The sequence below is a fragment of the Bradyrhizobium sp. 604_D8_N2_3 genome (assembly GCF_051810765.1).
GTDB classification, from domain to species: Bacteria; Pseudomonadota; Alphaproteobacteria; order Rhizobiales; family Xanthobacteraceae; genus Bradyrhizobium; species Bradyrhizobium barranii.
Genome location: NZ_JBPWPM010000001.1, coordinates 9,087,634 through 9,103,276 on the forward strand (window position 1 = coordinate 9,087,634; position 15,643 = coordinate 9,103,276).

Here is a 15,643-nt window from a genome sequence, read left to right on the forward strand (position 1 = left end):
AGTACCGAGATCTGAGTGATATGACCCAAAGCCAGCACATCATGATCGTCGACGACGAGGCCCCGGCCCGGGAGATGGTCGGCGATTACCTCAAGATGCACGGCTTCACCGTGACGCTGTGCGACGGCGGCAAGAGCTTGCGCACCGCGATCGACGGCAGCATGCCGGACCTCGTCGTGCTCGACCTCAACATGCCCGAGGAAGACGGCCTCTCGATCATCCGCGACCTCAAGAGCCGCATCAACGTGCCCGTGATCATGCTGACGGCGACCGCAAGCCCGATCGACCGTGTCGTCGGTCTCGAGCTCGGCGCCGACGATTACGTGGCAAAGCCCTGCGAGCTGCGCGAGCTGATGGCGCGCATCCGCTCGGTGTTGCGGCGAAGCACGCCGGTGAAGGCGGCCGAGACCGCGCCCGCCAAATCGGACAAGGATCAATTGGTGCGCTTCGGCACCAAATGGCTCGACCTCGAAGCGCAGGCCTTGCGCGACGACGAAGGCAACGAGCACCCGCTCACCGCCTCCGAGTTCGGGCTGCTCAAGGTGTTCGCGGCCAATCCGAAGCGCGTGCTGTCGCGCGAGCGCCTGCTCGAACTGGCCAATGCGCGCGACGCCGAAGCCTTCGACCGCGCCGTGGATCTGCGCATCATGCGCATCCGCCGCAAGATCGAGCCCGACCCGACCAAGCCAGCCGTGATCCGCACCATCCGCGGCGGCGGCTATCTGTTCTCGCCCGCGGGCGAGAAGGCGTAAGTCGCGCGACGCCTACCGCTGTCGTCCCGGGCTCGCTTCGCGCCCTGGAATGACGGCATGGGTGGCGCGACCGAACGCGAAGCCCGGAATTTCGTTCCCGGCGGCCCCGGGCGCTCCCCAATCCTCACCCCCGTATTTTCCGTACATTGAAATTCCACGGCTTTTCGCCCCGAATGTTTCGTCGCGGTCTGTCCGACGAAACAATTTGGCGGCGCACGAAACCATTTTTCGCTTTTCGTGCAGACGTCCCGAAACGTTCGCTGATTAACACTTTGGTCCAAGGAAACGCCGCTCGGTTGCGGCGCTACGGGGAGCTAAGTCAATGCCGAACGTCATCGCCATCAACGCCCAAGCCAGCCAGAGCATCATTGCCGCTCAGGCGACCTCGGACGACATGCTCCTGGAGAGCATTGCGGACGGCAACCGGACGTCCATGCACATCCTCTATTGCCGGCACAATGTGCGGGTGTATCGCTTCATCCTGCGCATCGTGCGTGACGCGACCACGGCGGAAGACCTGGTCAGCCAGGTGTTCCTCGACGTGTGGCGCACGGCAGGCCAGTTCCAGGGCCGCTCGCAGGTCTCGACCTGGCTGCTCTCGATCGCACGCTTCAAGGCGCTGACCGCGATGCGCCAGCGCCGCTTCGAGGACATCGACCAGGACGACGTGCGCCAGATTCCTGACGATGCCGAGACGCCCGAGACCTCGCTCGACCGCAACGACACCAGCGCCATTCTGCGCGCCTGCGTGCAAAAACTGTCGCCCGCGCATCGCGAGATCATCAACCTCGTCTACTACCATGAGAAGTCGGTGGAGGAGGTCGGTCAGATCATCGGCATCCCGCAGAGCACGGTGAAGACCCGGATGTTCTATGCGCGCAAGCAACTGGCCGATTTGCTTAAGGGCGCCGGCGTCGACCGTTTCGCCGCCTAAGACCAAGGATTTCAATGGGATAGGACCGAAGTTTCGGCCCGGTCCCCGGACACGGAAGTGTTACCGCCGACGAAATAATTGAAACAAAGCACAACATCAGGCGGAAAAACTTCCCTCCTACAAAGCTCACATACGGTTTCGTTAAACCTCCCAAGACTTCCAGCGACCCGGACGGGATGCCCCCCTCCGGGTCGTTTTGTGTTTGGCGGGCTGAGGCCCATTCTCGCCACCCAAGTGAGGCGGGCACCGCTCCATCATTCCCTCCCCCCTTGCGGGGGAGGGAGCGCGCCGGCGCCGTGGCCAACAGGGCTGCCTCGCAATGCCGCCCGGCACGCCCCACACCAAGCAGCCGCCCCCTCACGAACGTGTGACGCCACGTAACAACGCGCGCAGCCATCCCGAACTGCCCTCGTGACCTCCTTCACGAGTGCCCGATGCTCGAACTTGTCTTCGCCGTCCTTGCCGGCATCCTCACCATCGCCGCGCCCTGCACGCTGCCGATGCTGCCGATCCTGCTCGGCGCCTCGATCGGGCGGGCGGGGCACTTGCGGCCCGCGATGATCGCGCTCGGCTTCGTCGTCTCGTTCTCGGCGACCGCGCTGCTGTTGGGTGCGATCACGCGCCTGTTCGACTTCGATCCGAACGTGCTGCGCGAGGCCGCGTCGATCCTGCTGCTCGGCTTCGGCCTGTTGATGCTGTGGCCGGCGCCGTTCGAATGGCTCTCGATCCGGCTCAACGGCTGGCTCGATCTCGGCAATTCCGGCGCCGTGCAGCGCGAGGGCGCGCTTGGCGGCCTCGTGCTCGGAACCACGCTCGGCCTGGTCTGGACGCCCTGCGCCGGTCCCGTGCTCGGCTCGATCCTGACGCTGGTCGCGACGTCGAAGAACGCCAGCTGGGCCGGCGTGCTGTTGATTGCCTATGCCATCGGCGCGGCGATCCCGATGCTCGCGATCGCCTATGGCGGACAGGCTGCGACCACGCGCGTGCGCAGCCTCGCGCGGATCTCCCCGCGGCTGCAGCAGGGCTTTGGTGTCGTCGTGATCGCCTTCGCGGTCGCCGCCTATTTCCAGTACGACACGCTGATCGTGGCGTGGCTCACCGGATTCTATCCCACCGGCCAGATCGGCCTGTGATCATCCCTCATCTTCACCGGAGGACGCTTCCATGACTTTCAAACTGCTCGCCGTCTCCGCCGCACTGATCGGCATGGCCGTGACAGGCGCCGTCATCCCCGGCATCTGCGACGAGGCCGTGCGCGCCACCCCTGTCGTCACCGCTGCCGCAAGCCAGCAGACCGCACCTGACTTCACCGGCATCAACACCTGGTTCAACTCGAAGCCGCTGAGCATCGCCGACCTCCGCGGCAAGGTCGTGCTGGTCGACTTCTGGACCTATGGCTGCGTCAACTGCGTCAACACGCTGCCGCACGTCACAGACCTCTATGCCAAGTACAAGGACAAGGGCCTCGTCGTGGTCGGCGTGCACACGCCGGAATTCCCGTTCGAGCGCTCCGCCGCCAATGTGCAGGCCGCGCTGAAGCGCCACGGCATCACCTATCCGGTGGCGCAGGACAACGATTCCAAGACCTGGAACGCCTACCAGAACCAGTATTGGCCGGCGCAATACATTATCGACCAGAGCGGCAAGATCGTGTTCCAGCACGAGGGCGAGGGCCGCTACGACGAGATCGACCGCACCGTGGCAAAGCTGCTGAACGCCAGCAGCTGAGGCCGGCTCGCCGCTGCCGCCGTTGTTGCTTGACTCCACGGACCCGTCCGTGGAGTTTCCCGAGCGACGGAATCAGCGCCCGCAATGGACGACGCGACCACCAGCCCCGACATTCGCCTTCGCGAAGGCGCCTCGATCGCGCAGCGGCTGGTCATGTCCGGCTTTGCGGCCGCCGTGGCGCTGTGCTTCACGCCGGGCCTGTTCACGCACGACACTTTGGAGGTGATCGTCTCGGTGGCCGCGCTCCTCGTGGGAACTGCGTTCGTGGTCGGCATCATGCTGGCGCCTGCGGTGGTGTGGATCATCACGCCGAACGAGATCCTGATCGGGCAACAGCGGCCGTTCGGAAAACTCCGGACCAGGATCGTCGCGAAGGACGACATCAGGGGATTACAGGTTCCCGGCAGCAAGCGGGCGAAGGCCCGTTTCCAGCTGGCCTTCACGCTGGCCTCGGGGGAGCGCCTGACGTCCCCGCCGATCTCCGACGTCACGCATGTACGCGATACCGTGGCGCGGATCGCCGCGCAGTTCGATGTCCCCGACGTCGAGTCACCCGTCAATCCGCTCGATGCCAGCAATCCCGAGATGCGTCTCGGCGAGCCGCTCGAGGCGTTTTCCGCCCGGGACATAAGGATCGTCGCGCTGATCGCCGTCGCCTTGTCCGCCGTTCCCTACGCCTACAAGCTCTGGCGTGGATGGCCGCCCAGCCATGTCGACATCCTGCTGCTGCCGCTCGGCGCGATCGCCGCATTCGCGGTTTACCGATACGCCAACCTCGTGACCGGCGCGTTCTGGATCATCCGCGAGAGCGATATCCGCGTCGAACGCCTGTGGGGCGACGGCACGCCGCGCGCCGATCATATCGAGGGGCACGACGTGAAGACGATCACCGTCGACCGCCGCGGCCGATCCGAGGACGAGCACTGCATCGTCACCATCCGATTGCGCTCGGGGCGACGCTTTCGCAGCCCACGAATCGGGTCGCGGATCGAGGCTCGCGCGGTGGGTGCCGAAATCGTCCGACGTCTTGGGATTGCGGCGGAGAATAGCAAGATTTAGAGCGCGCTACGCCCACGTCGTCATGGCCGGGCTTGTCCCGGCCATCCACGTCTTTACCCAGGGCACGAAGAACGTGGATGCTCGGGCCTTCGCCTCGCCGAAGCGGCTTCGGCCGCGCAGGCGGGACAAGCCAGGGCCTGACGGATGCAGATTTGACAGCCCGCCGCCCGGAGGATGGCGCCGGCACTGCTTTTCGCGCCACCCCCTGTTTGTGGCATTGCCCGGCCTCGTCAAAAAACCAAAGCATTCTCGTGACATACCAGCCGGGCGCGCCATGAACTTGCCACGAAGCTGCCCCTGAGTTCAGATGGTCCGAATGATTTACGCTGTGGCAGCGGGGAGAGCTTGAAATGACGGATTATCGTCGCCTGACCGGGGCGTTCATCGCGGTGCTGGGCCTGGTCCTGACCACCTCATACGCCTCCGCCCAGCAGCTTGACCGCGGCGACGAGCCGGGCCTGGTCGCCGACGACGCCTACCAGCTCGAGCCGGAATGGCAGAAGCAGGTCGTGTACTTCCGCACCACCGAGACGCCGGGCACCATCATCATCTCGACCGCCGAGCGCCACCTCTATCTGGTGCAGCCGGGCGGGCGCGCGATCCGTTACGGCATCGGCGTCGGCCGCGACGGCTTCCAATGGCAGGGCCTGGTGAACATCACCAACAAGAAGGAGTGGCCGGACTGGACGCCGCCGCCGGAGATGATCCAGCGCCAGCCCTATCTGCCGCGCTTCATGGCCGGCGGCCCCGGCAATCCGCTCGGTGCCCGCGCCATGTATCTCGGCACCACCGTCTACCGCATCCACGGCACCAACCGTCCTGATACGATCGGCACCAAGGTATCCTCGGGCTGCTTCCGTCTCGTCAACCATGACGTCGCCGATCTCTACGATCGCGTCCCGGTTGGCACCAAGGTGGTCATCCGACAGAAGCCCGAACTCTGATCTTCCTCGCCTTAGCGAATAGTCCTTTTCCCGATTATTTCGAGAGAGCAACATGATGCGCACTTTTCGAGGCGGCCTGCTGATCGGGCTCGCCGTTGCCGTACTGGTCGGCGCCCTGGCGGTGATCTATGAGTTCTACGATACCCGCACCCTGAAGCGCACCGTTCGCCGCGGCGAGGTGCTGTGCGGCGTCAACAAGGGCCTGCCGGGCTTCTCGATCCCCGATGACAAGGGCAACTGGACCGGATTCGACGTCGATTTCTGTCGCGCGGTGGCAGCCGCCATCTTCAACGATCCCGGCAAGGCCAAGTTCGTTCCACTCGACGCCAGCGAGCGCTTCAAGGAATTGCAGAGCCGCAAGGTGGACATCCTCTCGCGCAACTCGACCTGGAGCATGGCGCGCGAGCTCGACTATGACCTCTATTTCCCGGCGGTGGCCTACTACGACGGCGCCGGCTTCATGCTGCCGCGTTCACGCAACAAGGAGACTTCGCTGGACCTGACCGGCAGCAAGGTCTGCGTGCAGGCTGGCACGACAACGCTGCTCAACGTCGCCGACTACTTCCGTGCCAACAACATGAAGTATGAAGAGGTGAAGTTCGACAAGCTGGATGACGTGGTGAAGGCCTACGACTCCGGCAAGTGCGACACGCTGAGCGCCGACGTCTCGCAGCTCTACGCGCTGCGGCTCAATCTCTCCAAGCCCGGCGACCATATGATCCTGCCGGACATGATCTCAAAGGAGCCGCTCGCGCCCGTGGTGCGCCAGCGCGACGACGACTGGATGATGATCGTGAAGTGGACGCTCTACGCGATGATCAACGCCGAAGAGCTCGGCGTGAGCTCGGAGAACATCGACGAGGCGCTGAAGTCGAAGAAGCCGGAAGTGATGCGCCTGGTCGGCACCGAGGGCAATTACGGCGAGCAGCTCGGCCTCACCAAGGACTGGGTCGTCCGCATCATCCGTAACGTCGGCAATTACGGCGAGATGTACGAGCGCAACATCGGCGAGAAGTCCAAGCTGAAGATCCCGCGCGGCATGAACCAGCTGTGGAATGCCGGTGGCGTGCAGTACGCGCCGCCGATGAGGTAATCGGCGGTCTCACCGCCGTCATTGCGAGCGAAGCGAAGCAATCCAGAATCCCTCCGCGGCGACAGCCTGGATTGCTTCGTCGCTTCGCTCCTCGCAATGACGAGCTCGGGGCAAGCTTTCTCCACACTCTCAACTGTCATCGCCCGGCTTGACCGGGCGATTCAGTATTCCGAGACGTCAATCGTATGCGGACAGGCCGCGGCGTACTGGATCGCCCGGTCAAGCCGGGCGACGACACCGCGTGTGAGGCACGTCCTCGCGCCTCACATCCACTCGCCTCAATACCCCCGCGCCCTTGCCAGCTGCTCGGTGTGGTAGTTCGCGTCGCCGAACAGCTCCTCGCACACGCGCGCGCGCTTCATGAAGAAGCCGATGTCGAACTGGTCGGTCATGCCCATGCCGCCATGCATCTGCACGCCTTCCTGCACCGCGCGGGTGGCGGTGGTGCCGGCGCGGGCCTTGGCCACGGCGACGCTTGATGCGGCCTTGGCGACGTCGGCATCGAGCGCCTGGAGCGCCTTCATCGTGGCGGCGCGGGTGATCTCGATGTCGACATAGAGCTCGGCGGCACGGTGTTGGAGTGCCTGGAATTCGCCGATCAGCTTGCCGAACTGCTTTCTGTTCTTGAGGTACTCGACGGTGCGGTTGAAGACTTCTTCGCTCAAGCCCACCATTTCGGCGGCGACCGCGCCGCGGCCGATGTCGAGCACGCCGTCGAGCAGCGCTGCACCCTGATCGACCTCGCCGAGCACGCTATCGGCGTTGACCTCGACATTGGCAAGCTCGATCCGTGCCGCGTTGTGCGCATCGACCATGATGGTGCGCTCGATCGCAACGCCCTTGGCCTTGGGATTGACCAGGAACAGCGTCAGCCCTTCACGCTCGCCGGCGGCGCCAGCGGTGCGCGCCGCGACGATGAAGAGGTCCGCGACGTGGCCGTCGACGACCAGCGCCTTGGCGCCGGAGAGCTTGAAGCCGTTGCCGGCGCGCACCGCCTGGAGGCTGGTCTGAAGCGGGCGATGCTTGGCGCCTTCGTCGATCGCGAGCGTCGCGAGCAGCGAGCCGTTGGAAATTTTCGGCAAAAATTCCGACTTCTGCGCGGCATTGCCGCCGCGATTCAGCGCCGAGGCTGCGACCACGCTGGTGGCGAGGAACGGCGACGGCATCAAGGTGCGACCGATCTCCTCCATCACCACACCGGCTTCCATGAAGCCGAGGCCGCTGCCGCCGAACTCTTCCGGCACCAGGAGGCCGGCAAGGCCCATCTCGGCGAAGGAATGCCACAGCTCCTTGGAGAAGCCGGTGGGATCCTTGGCGTCGCGCAGGGATCGCAGGTGCGACACCGGCGCCTTGTCGCTGATCAGCCCGCGCGCGCTATCGCGGAGCATCGATTGTTCTTCTGTGAGGACGAGGGCCATGTGCGTGTTTCCGATTCGAAATCTATTTGTCGTCGTCATTCCGGGATGCGCCGCAGGCGCAGGCCCGGAATCCATCAGGCGGCAGAATGGATTCCGGGTTCGCGACTTCGTCGCGCCCCGGAATGACAGAAAGCCTCACGCCCCCGGCAGATCGAGGATGCGCTTGGCGACGATGCCGAGCATCACCTCCGTCGTGCCGCCCTCGATCGAGTTGGCCTTGGTGCGCAGCCAGGCGCGCGGGCGGGCACCCTGCCTGGAGCGCTCGCTCTCCCATTCCAGCGCGTTGACGCCACCGGCCGACATCAGTATCTCGTGACGGCGCTTGTTGAGCTCGGTGCCGTAATATTTCATCGCGGACGAGAACGCCGGATGCGCCTGGCCGGCCTTGGCGAGATCGACGGCGCGTTCGGCGCAAGCGGCGAGCGCTGCCTCGTCGACGTCGAAGCTCGCGATCCGGCCGCGCAGCATGGAATCGTCGAGCTTGCCTTGTGCATCGGTGCCGACGGAATCCGCCGCGATCTGCCCGAGCGGCCGGCCGACGCCGCGCTCGCCCATGCCTGATATCATCGCGCGCTCATGCTGCAGCAGATATTTTGCGACGTCCCAACCGCGGTTGACGGTGCCGACCAATTGCGACTTCGGAACGCGGACACCGTCGAAGAAGGTTTCGCAGAACGGCGAATAGCCCGAGATCAAAAGGATCGGCTTGGTCGTCACGCCCTTCGAGGCCATGTCGAACAGGATGAAGCTGATGCCGTCGTGCTTCTTCGCCGCGGGATCGGTGCGGACGAGGCAGAAGATCCAGTCGGCGTAGTTGGCGTAAGACGTCCAGATCTTCGACCCCGTGATGACGAAATCGTCGCCGTCACTTTCGGCGCGGGTCTGGAGCGAGGCGAGATCGGAGCCGGCGTTCGGCTCAGAATAGCCCTGGCACCAGCGGATCAGGCCCGCCGCGATGTCAGGCAGGTGCTCCTTCTTCTGCGCCTCGTTGCCGTATTTGAGCAGCGCCGGCCCCAGCATCCAGATGCCGAAGCTCGACAGCGGCGGACGCGCGCCCATCCTGGCCATCTCGGCGCGCAGCACCTTGTGCTCGGCAGCGCTCAGGCCACCGCCGCCATATTCCCTAGGCCAGTCCGGCACGGTCCAGCCCTTGTCGCGCATGCGCTCGAACCAGAGGCGCTGCGGCTCGGACGCGAATTTCGTATTGCGTCCGCCCCAGAACACGTCGCTGTCCGAGGTCACCGGCTTGCGCATCTCCGGCGGGCAGTTGGCTTCCAGCCAGGCGCGCGTTTGCTCGCGGAATTTCTCAAGATCGGCGGGTTCAGATTCACTCATGGTCGTTTCCATCAATCAAAAAGACTTGTTGGGCGCGACTCTGAGCCATCGCACCGTGGAATTCAACCACTTCCGTGGCGCTGCATTCGGCTATAGTCGCCGCCACGGCGAGCTTGAAAACAAAGAGGAAATAACAATGCGCCTGAAACTACTTTCGCCTGGCGAAATGAACGAGAGCCAGCGGCAGACCTATGACGAGTCGATTGCCGGCAAGCGCGGCAAGCCGCCGGCGCCGATGATGGCCTGGCTCAACAGCCCCGACATGGCCCGTCACGCCACGCGGCTCGGCGAAGTCCTGCGCTACGACACGATATTCCCTGCCAAGCTTTCGGAGATCGCGATCCTGGTGACGGCGCGGCACTGGACTGCGCATTACGAATGGTATGCGCATAAGCGCCTGGCGCTCCAGGGCGGCATGGATCCTGAGATCATCGACGCGATCCGCGATCGCCGCACGCCTGTCTTCGACGATCCCAAGGGCCAGATGATCTACGACGTCGCGAAGTCGCTGCATGAAGGCCATGGCGTCGAGAAGGGGCTTTACGATGCGGCGGTGAAGGTCCTCAGCGAGCGCGGCGTGGTCGAGGTGATCGGGCTGTGCGGCTATTACACAATGGTATCCATGACATTGAACACGTTCGAGTTCGAGCTGCCGGAGGGCGAGGTGCCGGAGCTCTCATAGTTTCGCATCCGGAAACGATGGGTTTCGGGATAGGCAGGTAGCGCTGTCCCGGAGCCGGCCTTATCTGGAGTTGGTCAACGGAGCAGCACCATGTCGCAAAGCCCAGCCGTCCATGCCGGCACAAGGATCGGCCACGTTCATCTCAAGGTCGCCGATCTCGATCGTGCGCTCGGCTTCTATTGCGGCGTGCTCGGCTTCGAGCTGATGCAGCGCATGGGCTCGGGCGCGGCCTTCATCTCGGCCGGCGGCTATCATCACCACATCGGGCTCAACACCTGGGAGAGCAAGGGCGGCTCGCCGCCGCCGCCGGGCACGACGGGCCTCTTCCACACCGCGATCCTCTATCCGACGCGGCCGGCGCTGGCGGATGCGCTCCATCGTGTGCTGTCGGCCGGCATTGCGCTCGACGGCGCCAGCGATCACGGCGTCAGCGAGGCGCTGTATCTGCGCGATCCCGACGAGAACGGCGTGGAGCTGTATTGGGACAAGCCGAAAGAGCAATGGCCGCTCGGGCCGGATGGCAAGCTGGCGATGATCACGAAGCGGCTGGATGTCGAGGCGTTGCTGAAGCAGCGGGAGGGGTGATGCCGTAGTCTCGTAGGGTGGGCAAAGCGTAGCGTGCCCACCACCTCTCGCGAGGCACGTTGAGAGGTCGATGGTGGGCACGGCGCTTCGCGCCTTTGCCCACCCTACTAGAGCTTCGCTTTTGGCTTCCCCCGCACCATGATCAGCGCCGCGGCCGCCACCTCCAGCGCGATACAGAGATAGAACGGCAGCGTATAGCCGCCCGAGAGATCTCGCAGGAAGCCGACGACGCCCGGGCCGAACGCATAGGTCACCTGGTTGATCGCCGTATTCAGGCTGATCAGCACGCCGAACGAGGCGGAGTCGAATTCCTGCTGCACGATCAGCGACGGCAGCGTGATGAGATTGCCGACCGAGAAGCCGAACACCGCGCAAGCCGCGATCAGCGCATAGTCGTTGTGCAAATTGATGACGACGCAAAGCGCCGCCGCCTGGCTGAGGAACGACAGCGCCGAGGCAAGCCGCTGGTTGAGGCGGTCGATCACCATCGAGAACAGCACGCGGCCGATCACTGCCATCGCGGTCAGCACCGCGACCGCCACCGCCGCGCGCTCGCGGCCGATCACGGGATCGAGGAACGAGATCAGGTGCACGATGAAGCCGACCTGCGCGAACAGCACCAGCGCGAACGCAATCGTCACCGTGAGAAAGCCGACGTCGCGCAACGCCCATGCGCGGATCTCCGTCGACGATTGCGGCCTGGCCTTCGCCGTCGCGTACCAGCCGTGAAGATCGGGCGGCCGGCCGACGAGAAGGAGGATCACCGGCAGCAGCAATACCAGCATGGCGCCGGCGGCGGCGTACATCGCGCTGGCGAAGCCGATGTGGCCGATCAGGGTCACCAGCAGCGGCACGCCGACGATGCCGCCGAAACTGGCGCCGTTCAGCGCCAGGCTGATCGCCATGCCGCGCTTCTGGTCGAACCACAGGCTGATCGTGTTGGTGATCATGGCGAGACTGGTGCCGGCCCAGCCGAGGGCGAGCACGGCGTCGGCGAGATAGAGCTGCCAGGGCTCGCGCACCGCGCCGATCGCGACCGCGGCCGCCGCCATCGCCAGCGTGCCGGCGATCAGGCAGAGCCGCGGGCCATATTTTCTGACGGCCTCGCCAACGAAGACGACGAGCAGCGCGCCGAACAGATAGAAGAACGTCGTGCCCGAGGAGATCAGCGAGGCCGGCCAGCCCCGCGCGCGCTGGAGCTCGGCGACATAGACGCTCTGGCCGTAGAAACCGAGCCCCCAGCCGAAGGTCGCGAGCAGGAAGCAGACCGCGACGATGCGCCAGCCTTCGTAGCGGAGCGCGGATTCGTCGATCCTGGGCTGTTGAGGGTTATCGAGCATTGGCGCTTACTCCGTCATGCCCGGGCCTGTCCCGGGCATCCACGTTCTTCCTTCGACGTAGCAAAGACGTGGATGGCCGGGACAAGCCCGGCCATGACGACATCTAAATAGCCCTTCACCCGAAAATCACTTCGACCTGGATCGAAATATCAACGCTGCTGACAGTCTCCTGCCAACTCAGATCGCATCCGGGAATTCGCCCATCGCCGCGTCCAGCCGCGCCTTGCGGCGGCGGGCCCAGGACGCCAGCGAGAGCACGGCAAGGCCGAGCACCACCGGCGGGAACACCACCATGTTCACCGCCGACCAGCCGTAATTCGCCAGCAGCTGGCCGGAGGAGAACGAGCCGATCGCCATCATGCCGAACACCAGGAAATCGTTGAAGGCCTGCACCTTGTTGCGCTCCTGCGGACGGTGCGTCTCCAGCACCAGCGCGGAGGCGCCGATGAAGGAGAAATTCCAGCCGACACCGAGCACGATCAGCGTGGCCCAGAAATGCATCGCGGTGAGGCCGGAGAGACCGATGCCGGCGGCCACGGCCTCCAGCAGCAGGCCGGCGGCGACGATCTTGGGCGCGCCGAAACGCGCAATGAGCGCGCCGGTGAAGAAACTCGGCCCGTACATGGCAACGATGTGCCATTGAATGCCGAAATTGGAATCGCTGACACTGAGGCCGCACATCTTCATGGCGAGCGGCGCCGAGGTCATCACCAAATTCATCATGGGATAGGAGATGACGCCGCACAGCGCGGCCGCGATGAAGCGCGGCTGGGTCACGATGTCGAGCAGCGGCCGGCCGCCGTGCAGATCTGCCGGTGCCGGCTTCGGCATGTCGACGCCGGCGACGATGCCCATCGCGACCAGCGCGACCGCAGCCTGCACCAGGAAGCTGAAGGCGAACAGATAGGGCGACCAGACGTCCATGGTCCATTGCACGAGCTGCGGACCGAGCACGCCGGCGAACACGCCGCCCGCCATCACCCAGGACACAGCTTTCGGCCGGTAGGCCGCGCTCGCGCCGTCGGCGGCGGCGAAGCGATAGGATTGCGCCACCGCGCCGTAGAGGCCGCCGAGGAAGGTCGCGACGCAAAACAGCGCGAACGACGCATGCAAAATCGCGAACGAGCCGCACAGGCCGGTGAGCGTGCCCAGACCCGTGCCGACGATAAAGGCCGCGCGGCGGCCGAAGCGGCGCGAGATCGCACCGGTCGGCAGCGTGCCGGCGGCGAGCCCCAGCACATACATCGAGATCGGCACCGTCGCGAACGACATGTCGGGCGCGAGCGTCGCGCCGACGATCGAGCCGGTGGCGAAGATCACGGCCGAGTTGGCGCCGGTCAGCGCCTGCGCCGCCGCAAGGCGCACCACATTGGCACGCACGCGGGCGTCGGCAGCGATTTCGTGGGCTGTAGTCACGTCTAACATCGGCATTTCCGCCCGAGAGGACTTGTTGATTCCCGGCACTATGGAGGGGCGTGGGAGGGCGGGCAACCGGCGCAAACGGGCGCAGGCCATGCCTCTGACGCAATCGGGCGGATGATACCGGCCCGCGCTATTGACGGCTTGCGCTCGATCAAATCCTATCCGCCGCGACCTGCAGGAGTATCGTTCATGTCCGTCGACGACCGGCCCACGCTCAGCGCTCCCGACGACGATCCCTGGCTCTGGCTGGAGGAGATCGAAGGCAAGCAGGCGCTCGATTTCGTCGCGCGGCAGAATCAACTGACGCTCGCCGCGTTCGGGGGCGCGGCCTTCGAGCGCGACCGCGATGTCCTCGCGGCGATCTACGATCGTCCCGACAACATCCCCTATGTCAGCCGGCGCGGAGATGATCTTCACAATCTCTGGAAGGATGCCGCCAACCCGCGCGGCCTGTGGCGGCAAACCACGCTGGCGGAATTTCGCAAACCGCATCCGGCGTGGGAGATCATGCTGGACATCGACCAGCTCGCGGCGAGCGAAGGCGAGGACTGGCTGCTGAGCGGGATCGCCACGATGCCGGGACACTCGCGGGCGATTCTGAGCCTGTCGCGCGGCGGCAGCGACGCCGTCACCTTGCGGGAATTCGACCTCGACACGAAGAGCTTCGTTGCGGACGGATTTACGCTGCCGGAGGCCAAGGGCGGCGTGGACTGGATCGATGCCGATACGCTGCTGCTGTCGAGCGCCCATGGCGAGGGCATGGCGACGACTTCCGGATATTCGCGGACCGTTCGCGTGTGGCGGCGCGGCCAGCCTGTCGATCAGGCGCAAACGATCCTCGAGACCACGGCTGATCACATGGCGATGTCAGGCATGGCCGACGACACGGGACCGGCGCCACGGGTCTGGATCGTCGACCAGATCGACTTCTTCAATCACGCCATCTGGCTGCGCGATGCGGCCGGCACGACGACGAAGCTCGATCTGCCGACCGGCATCTGGATGCAGGCGCATGGCGACTGGTTCGCGATGAAGCTGCGCAAGGACTGGCAGGTCGAGGGGCGGACCTATCCCACCGACACCGTGCTCGGCATCTCGCTCTCCGCGTTCCTCGCAGGCCACCGCGATTTCGCGGTCCTGTTCGAGCCCGCGCCGCGGCGCGCTCTGCAAGGCTTGTTCTGGGCGGGCGGCAAGCTGGTGCTGTCGATCCTCGACGAGCTCAGGCCGCGCTTCGAGATCTGCACGCCGTCAGCCGCGGGCTGGAGCCGCGAGACGCTTCCCGGCCTCCCCGAGATTGGCGTCGTCGACATCTGGCCGCTCGATCGCCATCCGTCGGAGAGCAATGGCGACCTGCTCGCCAATGTGCAGGATCCGCTCACGCCGCCGTCACTGCTGTTGCTGGAGCGCGGCGTCGCAAGCCCGACCGTGCTGAAGCAGGCGCCGAAGACGTTCACCGCCGACGGCCTCGTGGTCACACAGCACGAGGCGATCTCGGTCGACGGCGAGCGCATTCCCTATGTGCAGACGGGTCCCGCCGGCGAGACCGGCGATGCGCCGGTCTATATGAGCGCCTATGGCGGCTTCGCCCATGCGGTGAAGCCGTACTACAACCCCTCGCTCGGCAAGCTGTGGCTCGAGCGCGGCGGCACCATCGTGCAGGCGAATTTGCGCGGCGGCGGCGAGTTCGGCACCCGCTGGCACGATGCCGGCCGGCTCGCCGGCAAGAAACTCTCGCACGACGATTTCGCGGCCGTTGCGGCCGATCTCGTGCGACGCGGCGTGACCAAGCCAAAGCGGATCGCGGCGCAAGGCGGGTCGAACGGCGGCATCCTCATCACCAACATGCTGGTGCGCTACCCCGAGCGCTTCGGCGCGCTGTTCTGCACCATCCCGCTGATCGACATGCGCCGCTACACAAAACTGCTCGCGGGCGCAAGCTGGATCGCGGAATATGGCGACCCTGACAAACCTGAAGAGTGGGAGTGGCTGAAGACCTACTCGGCCTATCACAACGTGAAGGCCGGCCAGTCCTATCCGTCGATCCTGATCGCCACGACACGGCGCGACGACCGCGTTCATCCCGGCCACGCGCGCAAGATGGCCGCAAAGCTGCAGGCGATGGGCTACGAGGCCTGGTTCTACGAACCGGAAGCCGGCGGCCACGGCTACGGCAAGGACAACAAGGAGCGCGCCGGCTTCGAGGTGATCGGCTTCCGGTTCTTGAAGGACAGGATCGGGTGGAAGGATGAAGGCTAGCGCTTGGACGCTGACGCCTCCACATCGTCATGGCCGGGCTTGACCCGGCCATCCACGCCTTGCCTTGCCACTCGAAGAACGTGGATACCCGGGAC

Annotated in this window: 14 protein-coding genes; 10 read left to right on the top strand and 4 right to left on the bottom strand. The window is 65.1% G+C overall.

The window, feature by feature from the left end; genetic code table 11:
- Nucleotides 1–20: 20 nt before the first annotated feature.
- The 7 genes from AB7245_RS43695 (at nucleotide 21) to AB7245_RS43725 (ending at nucleotide 6,510) form a co-directional block, all read left to right on the top strand.
- Nucleotides 21–752: a response regulator gene (locus tag AB7245_RS43695; protein ID WP_028151984.1), complete on the top strand. Its 732-nt coding sequence runs from the start codon at nucleotides 21–23 to the stop codon at nucleotides 750–752.
- 322 nt (nucleotides 753–1,074) lie between these two features.
- Entirely contained in the window at nucleotides 1,075–1,686 is a 612-nt protein-coding gene (locus AB7245_RS43700) for a sigma-70 family RNA polymerase sigma factor (protein ID WP_028151983.1), read from the top strand.
- A gap of 434 nt (nucleotides 1,687–2,120) precedes the next feature.
- Entirely contained in the window at nucleotides 2,121–2,819 is a 699-nt protein-coding gene (locus AB7245_RS43705) for a cytochrome c biogenesis CcdA family protein (RefSeq protein WP_085403979.1), read from the top strand.
- 31 nt (nucleotides 2,820–2,850) lie between these two features.
- Entirely contained in the window at nucleotides 2,851–3,414 is a 564-nt protein-coding gene (locus tag AB7245_RS43710) for a thioredoxin family protein (protein WP_085403980.1), read from the top strand.
- Between the two features lie 84 nt (nucleotides 3,415–3,498).
- On the top strand, nucleotides 3,499–4,473 hold the full coding sequence (locus AB7245_RS43715; RefSeq protein WP_085403981.1) for a hypothetical protein: 975 nt from the start codon (nucleotides 3,499–3,501) through the stop codon (nucleotides 4,471–4,473).
- Between the two features lie 350 nt (nucleotides 4,474–4,823).
- Nucleotides 4,824–5,417, top strand: coding sequence for a L,D-transpeptidase (locus AB7245_RS43720; RefSeq protein ID WP_085403982.1), 594 nt, complete (start codon nucleotides 4,824–4,826; stop codon nucleotides 5,415–5,417).
- Between the two features lie 55 nt (nucleotides 5,418–5,472).
- Complete coding sequence (locus AB7245_RS43725) at nucleotides 5,473–6,510, top strand: amino acid ABC transporter substrate-binding protein (protein ID WP_063985936.1); 1,038 nt, start codon at nucleotides 5,473–5,475, stop codon at nucleotides 6,508–6,510.
- 278 nt (nucleotides 6,511–6,788) lie between these two features.
- On the opposite strand, the gene AB7245_RS43730 is transcribed toward AB7245_RS43725, so the two are convergent.
- Entirely contained in the window at nucleotides 6,789–7,928 is a 1,140-nt protein-coding gene (locus AB7245_RS43730; protein WP_085403983.1) for an acyl-CoA dehydrogenase family protein, read from the bottom strand.
- Nucleotides 7,929–8,063: 135 nt separating this feature from the next.
- Nucleotides 8,064–9,263 (bottom strand): acyl-CoA dehydrogenase family protein, encoded by a 1,200-nt coding sequence (locus tag AB7245_RS43735; protein WP_085403984.1) that lies wholly within the window; start codon nucleotides 9,261–9,263, stop codon nucleotides 8,064–8,066.
- 136 nt (nucleotides 9,264–9,399) lie between these two features.
- On the opposite strand from AB7245_RS43735, the gene AB7245_RS43740 reads away from it, so the two are divergent.
- Together AB7245_RS43740 and AB7245_RS43745 are read left to right on the top strand one after the other, a co-directional pair.
- On the top strand, nucleotides 9,400–9,945 hold the full coding sequence (locus tag AB7245_RS43740; RefSeq protein ID WP_014491220.1) for a carboxymuconolactone decarboxylase family protein: 546 nt from the start codon (nucleotides 9,400–9,402) through the stop codon (nucleotides 9,943–9,945).
- A 90-nt stretch (nucleotides 9,946–10,035) separates the two neighbouring features.
- Nucleotides 10,036–10,530: a VOC family protein gene (locus AB7245_RS43745; RefSeq protein ID WP_085403985.1), complete on the top strand. Its 495-nt coding sequence runs from the start codon at nucleotides 10,036–10,038 to the stop codon at nucleotides 10,528–10,530.
- Nucleotides 10,531–10,637: 107 nt separating this feature from the next.
- Here the strand turns inward: AB7245_RS43745 and AB7245_RS43750 are convergent, their stop codons facing one another.
- Nucleotides 10,638–11,870, bottom strand: coding sequence for an MFS transporter (locus AB7245_RS43750; RefSeq protein ID WP_085403986.1), 1,233 nt, complete (start codon nucleotides 11,868–11,870; stop codon nucleotides 10,638–10,640).
- A 177-nt stretch (nucleotides 11,871–12,047) separates the two neighbouring features.
- Nucleotides 12,048–13,295, bottom strand: coding sequence for an MFS transporter (locus AB7245_RS43755; RefSeq protein ID WP_038942180.1), 1,248 nt, complete (start codon nucleotides 13,293–13,295; stop codon nucleotides 12,048–12,050).
- Nucleotides 13,296–13,481: 186 nt separating this feature from the next.
- Here AB7245_RS43755 and AB7245_RS43760 point away from each other — a divergent pair, with 186 nt between their 5' ends.
- Entirely contained in the window at nucleotides 13,482–15,548 is a 2,067-nt protein-coding gene (locus AB7245_RS43760) for a prolyl oligopeptidase family serine peptidase (protein ID WP_085403987.1), read from the top strand.
- Nucleotides 15,549–15,643: the final 95 nt, after the last annotated feature.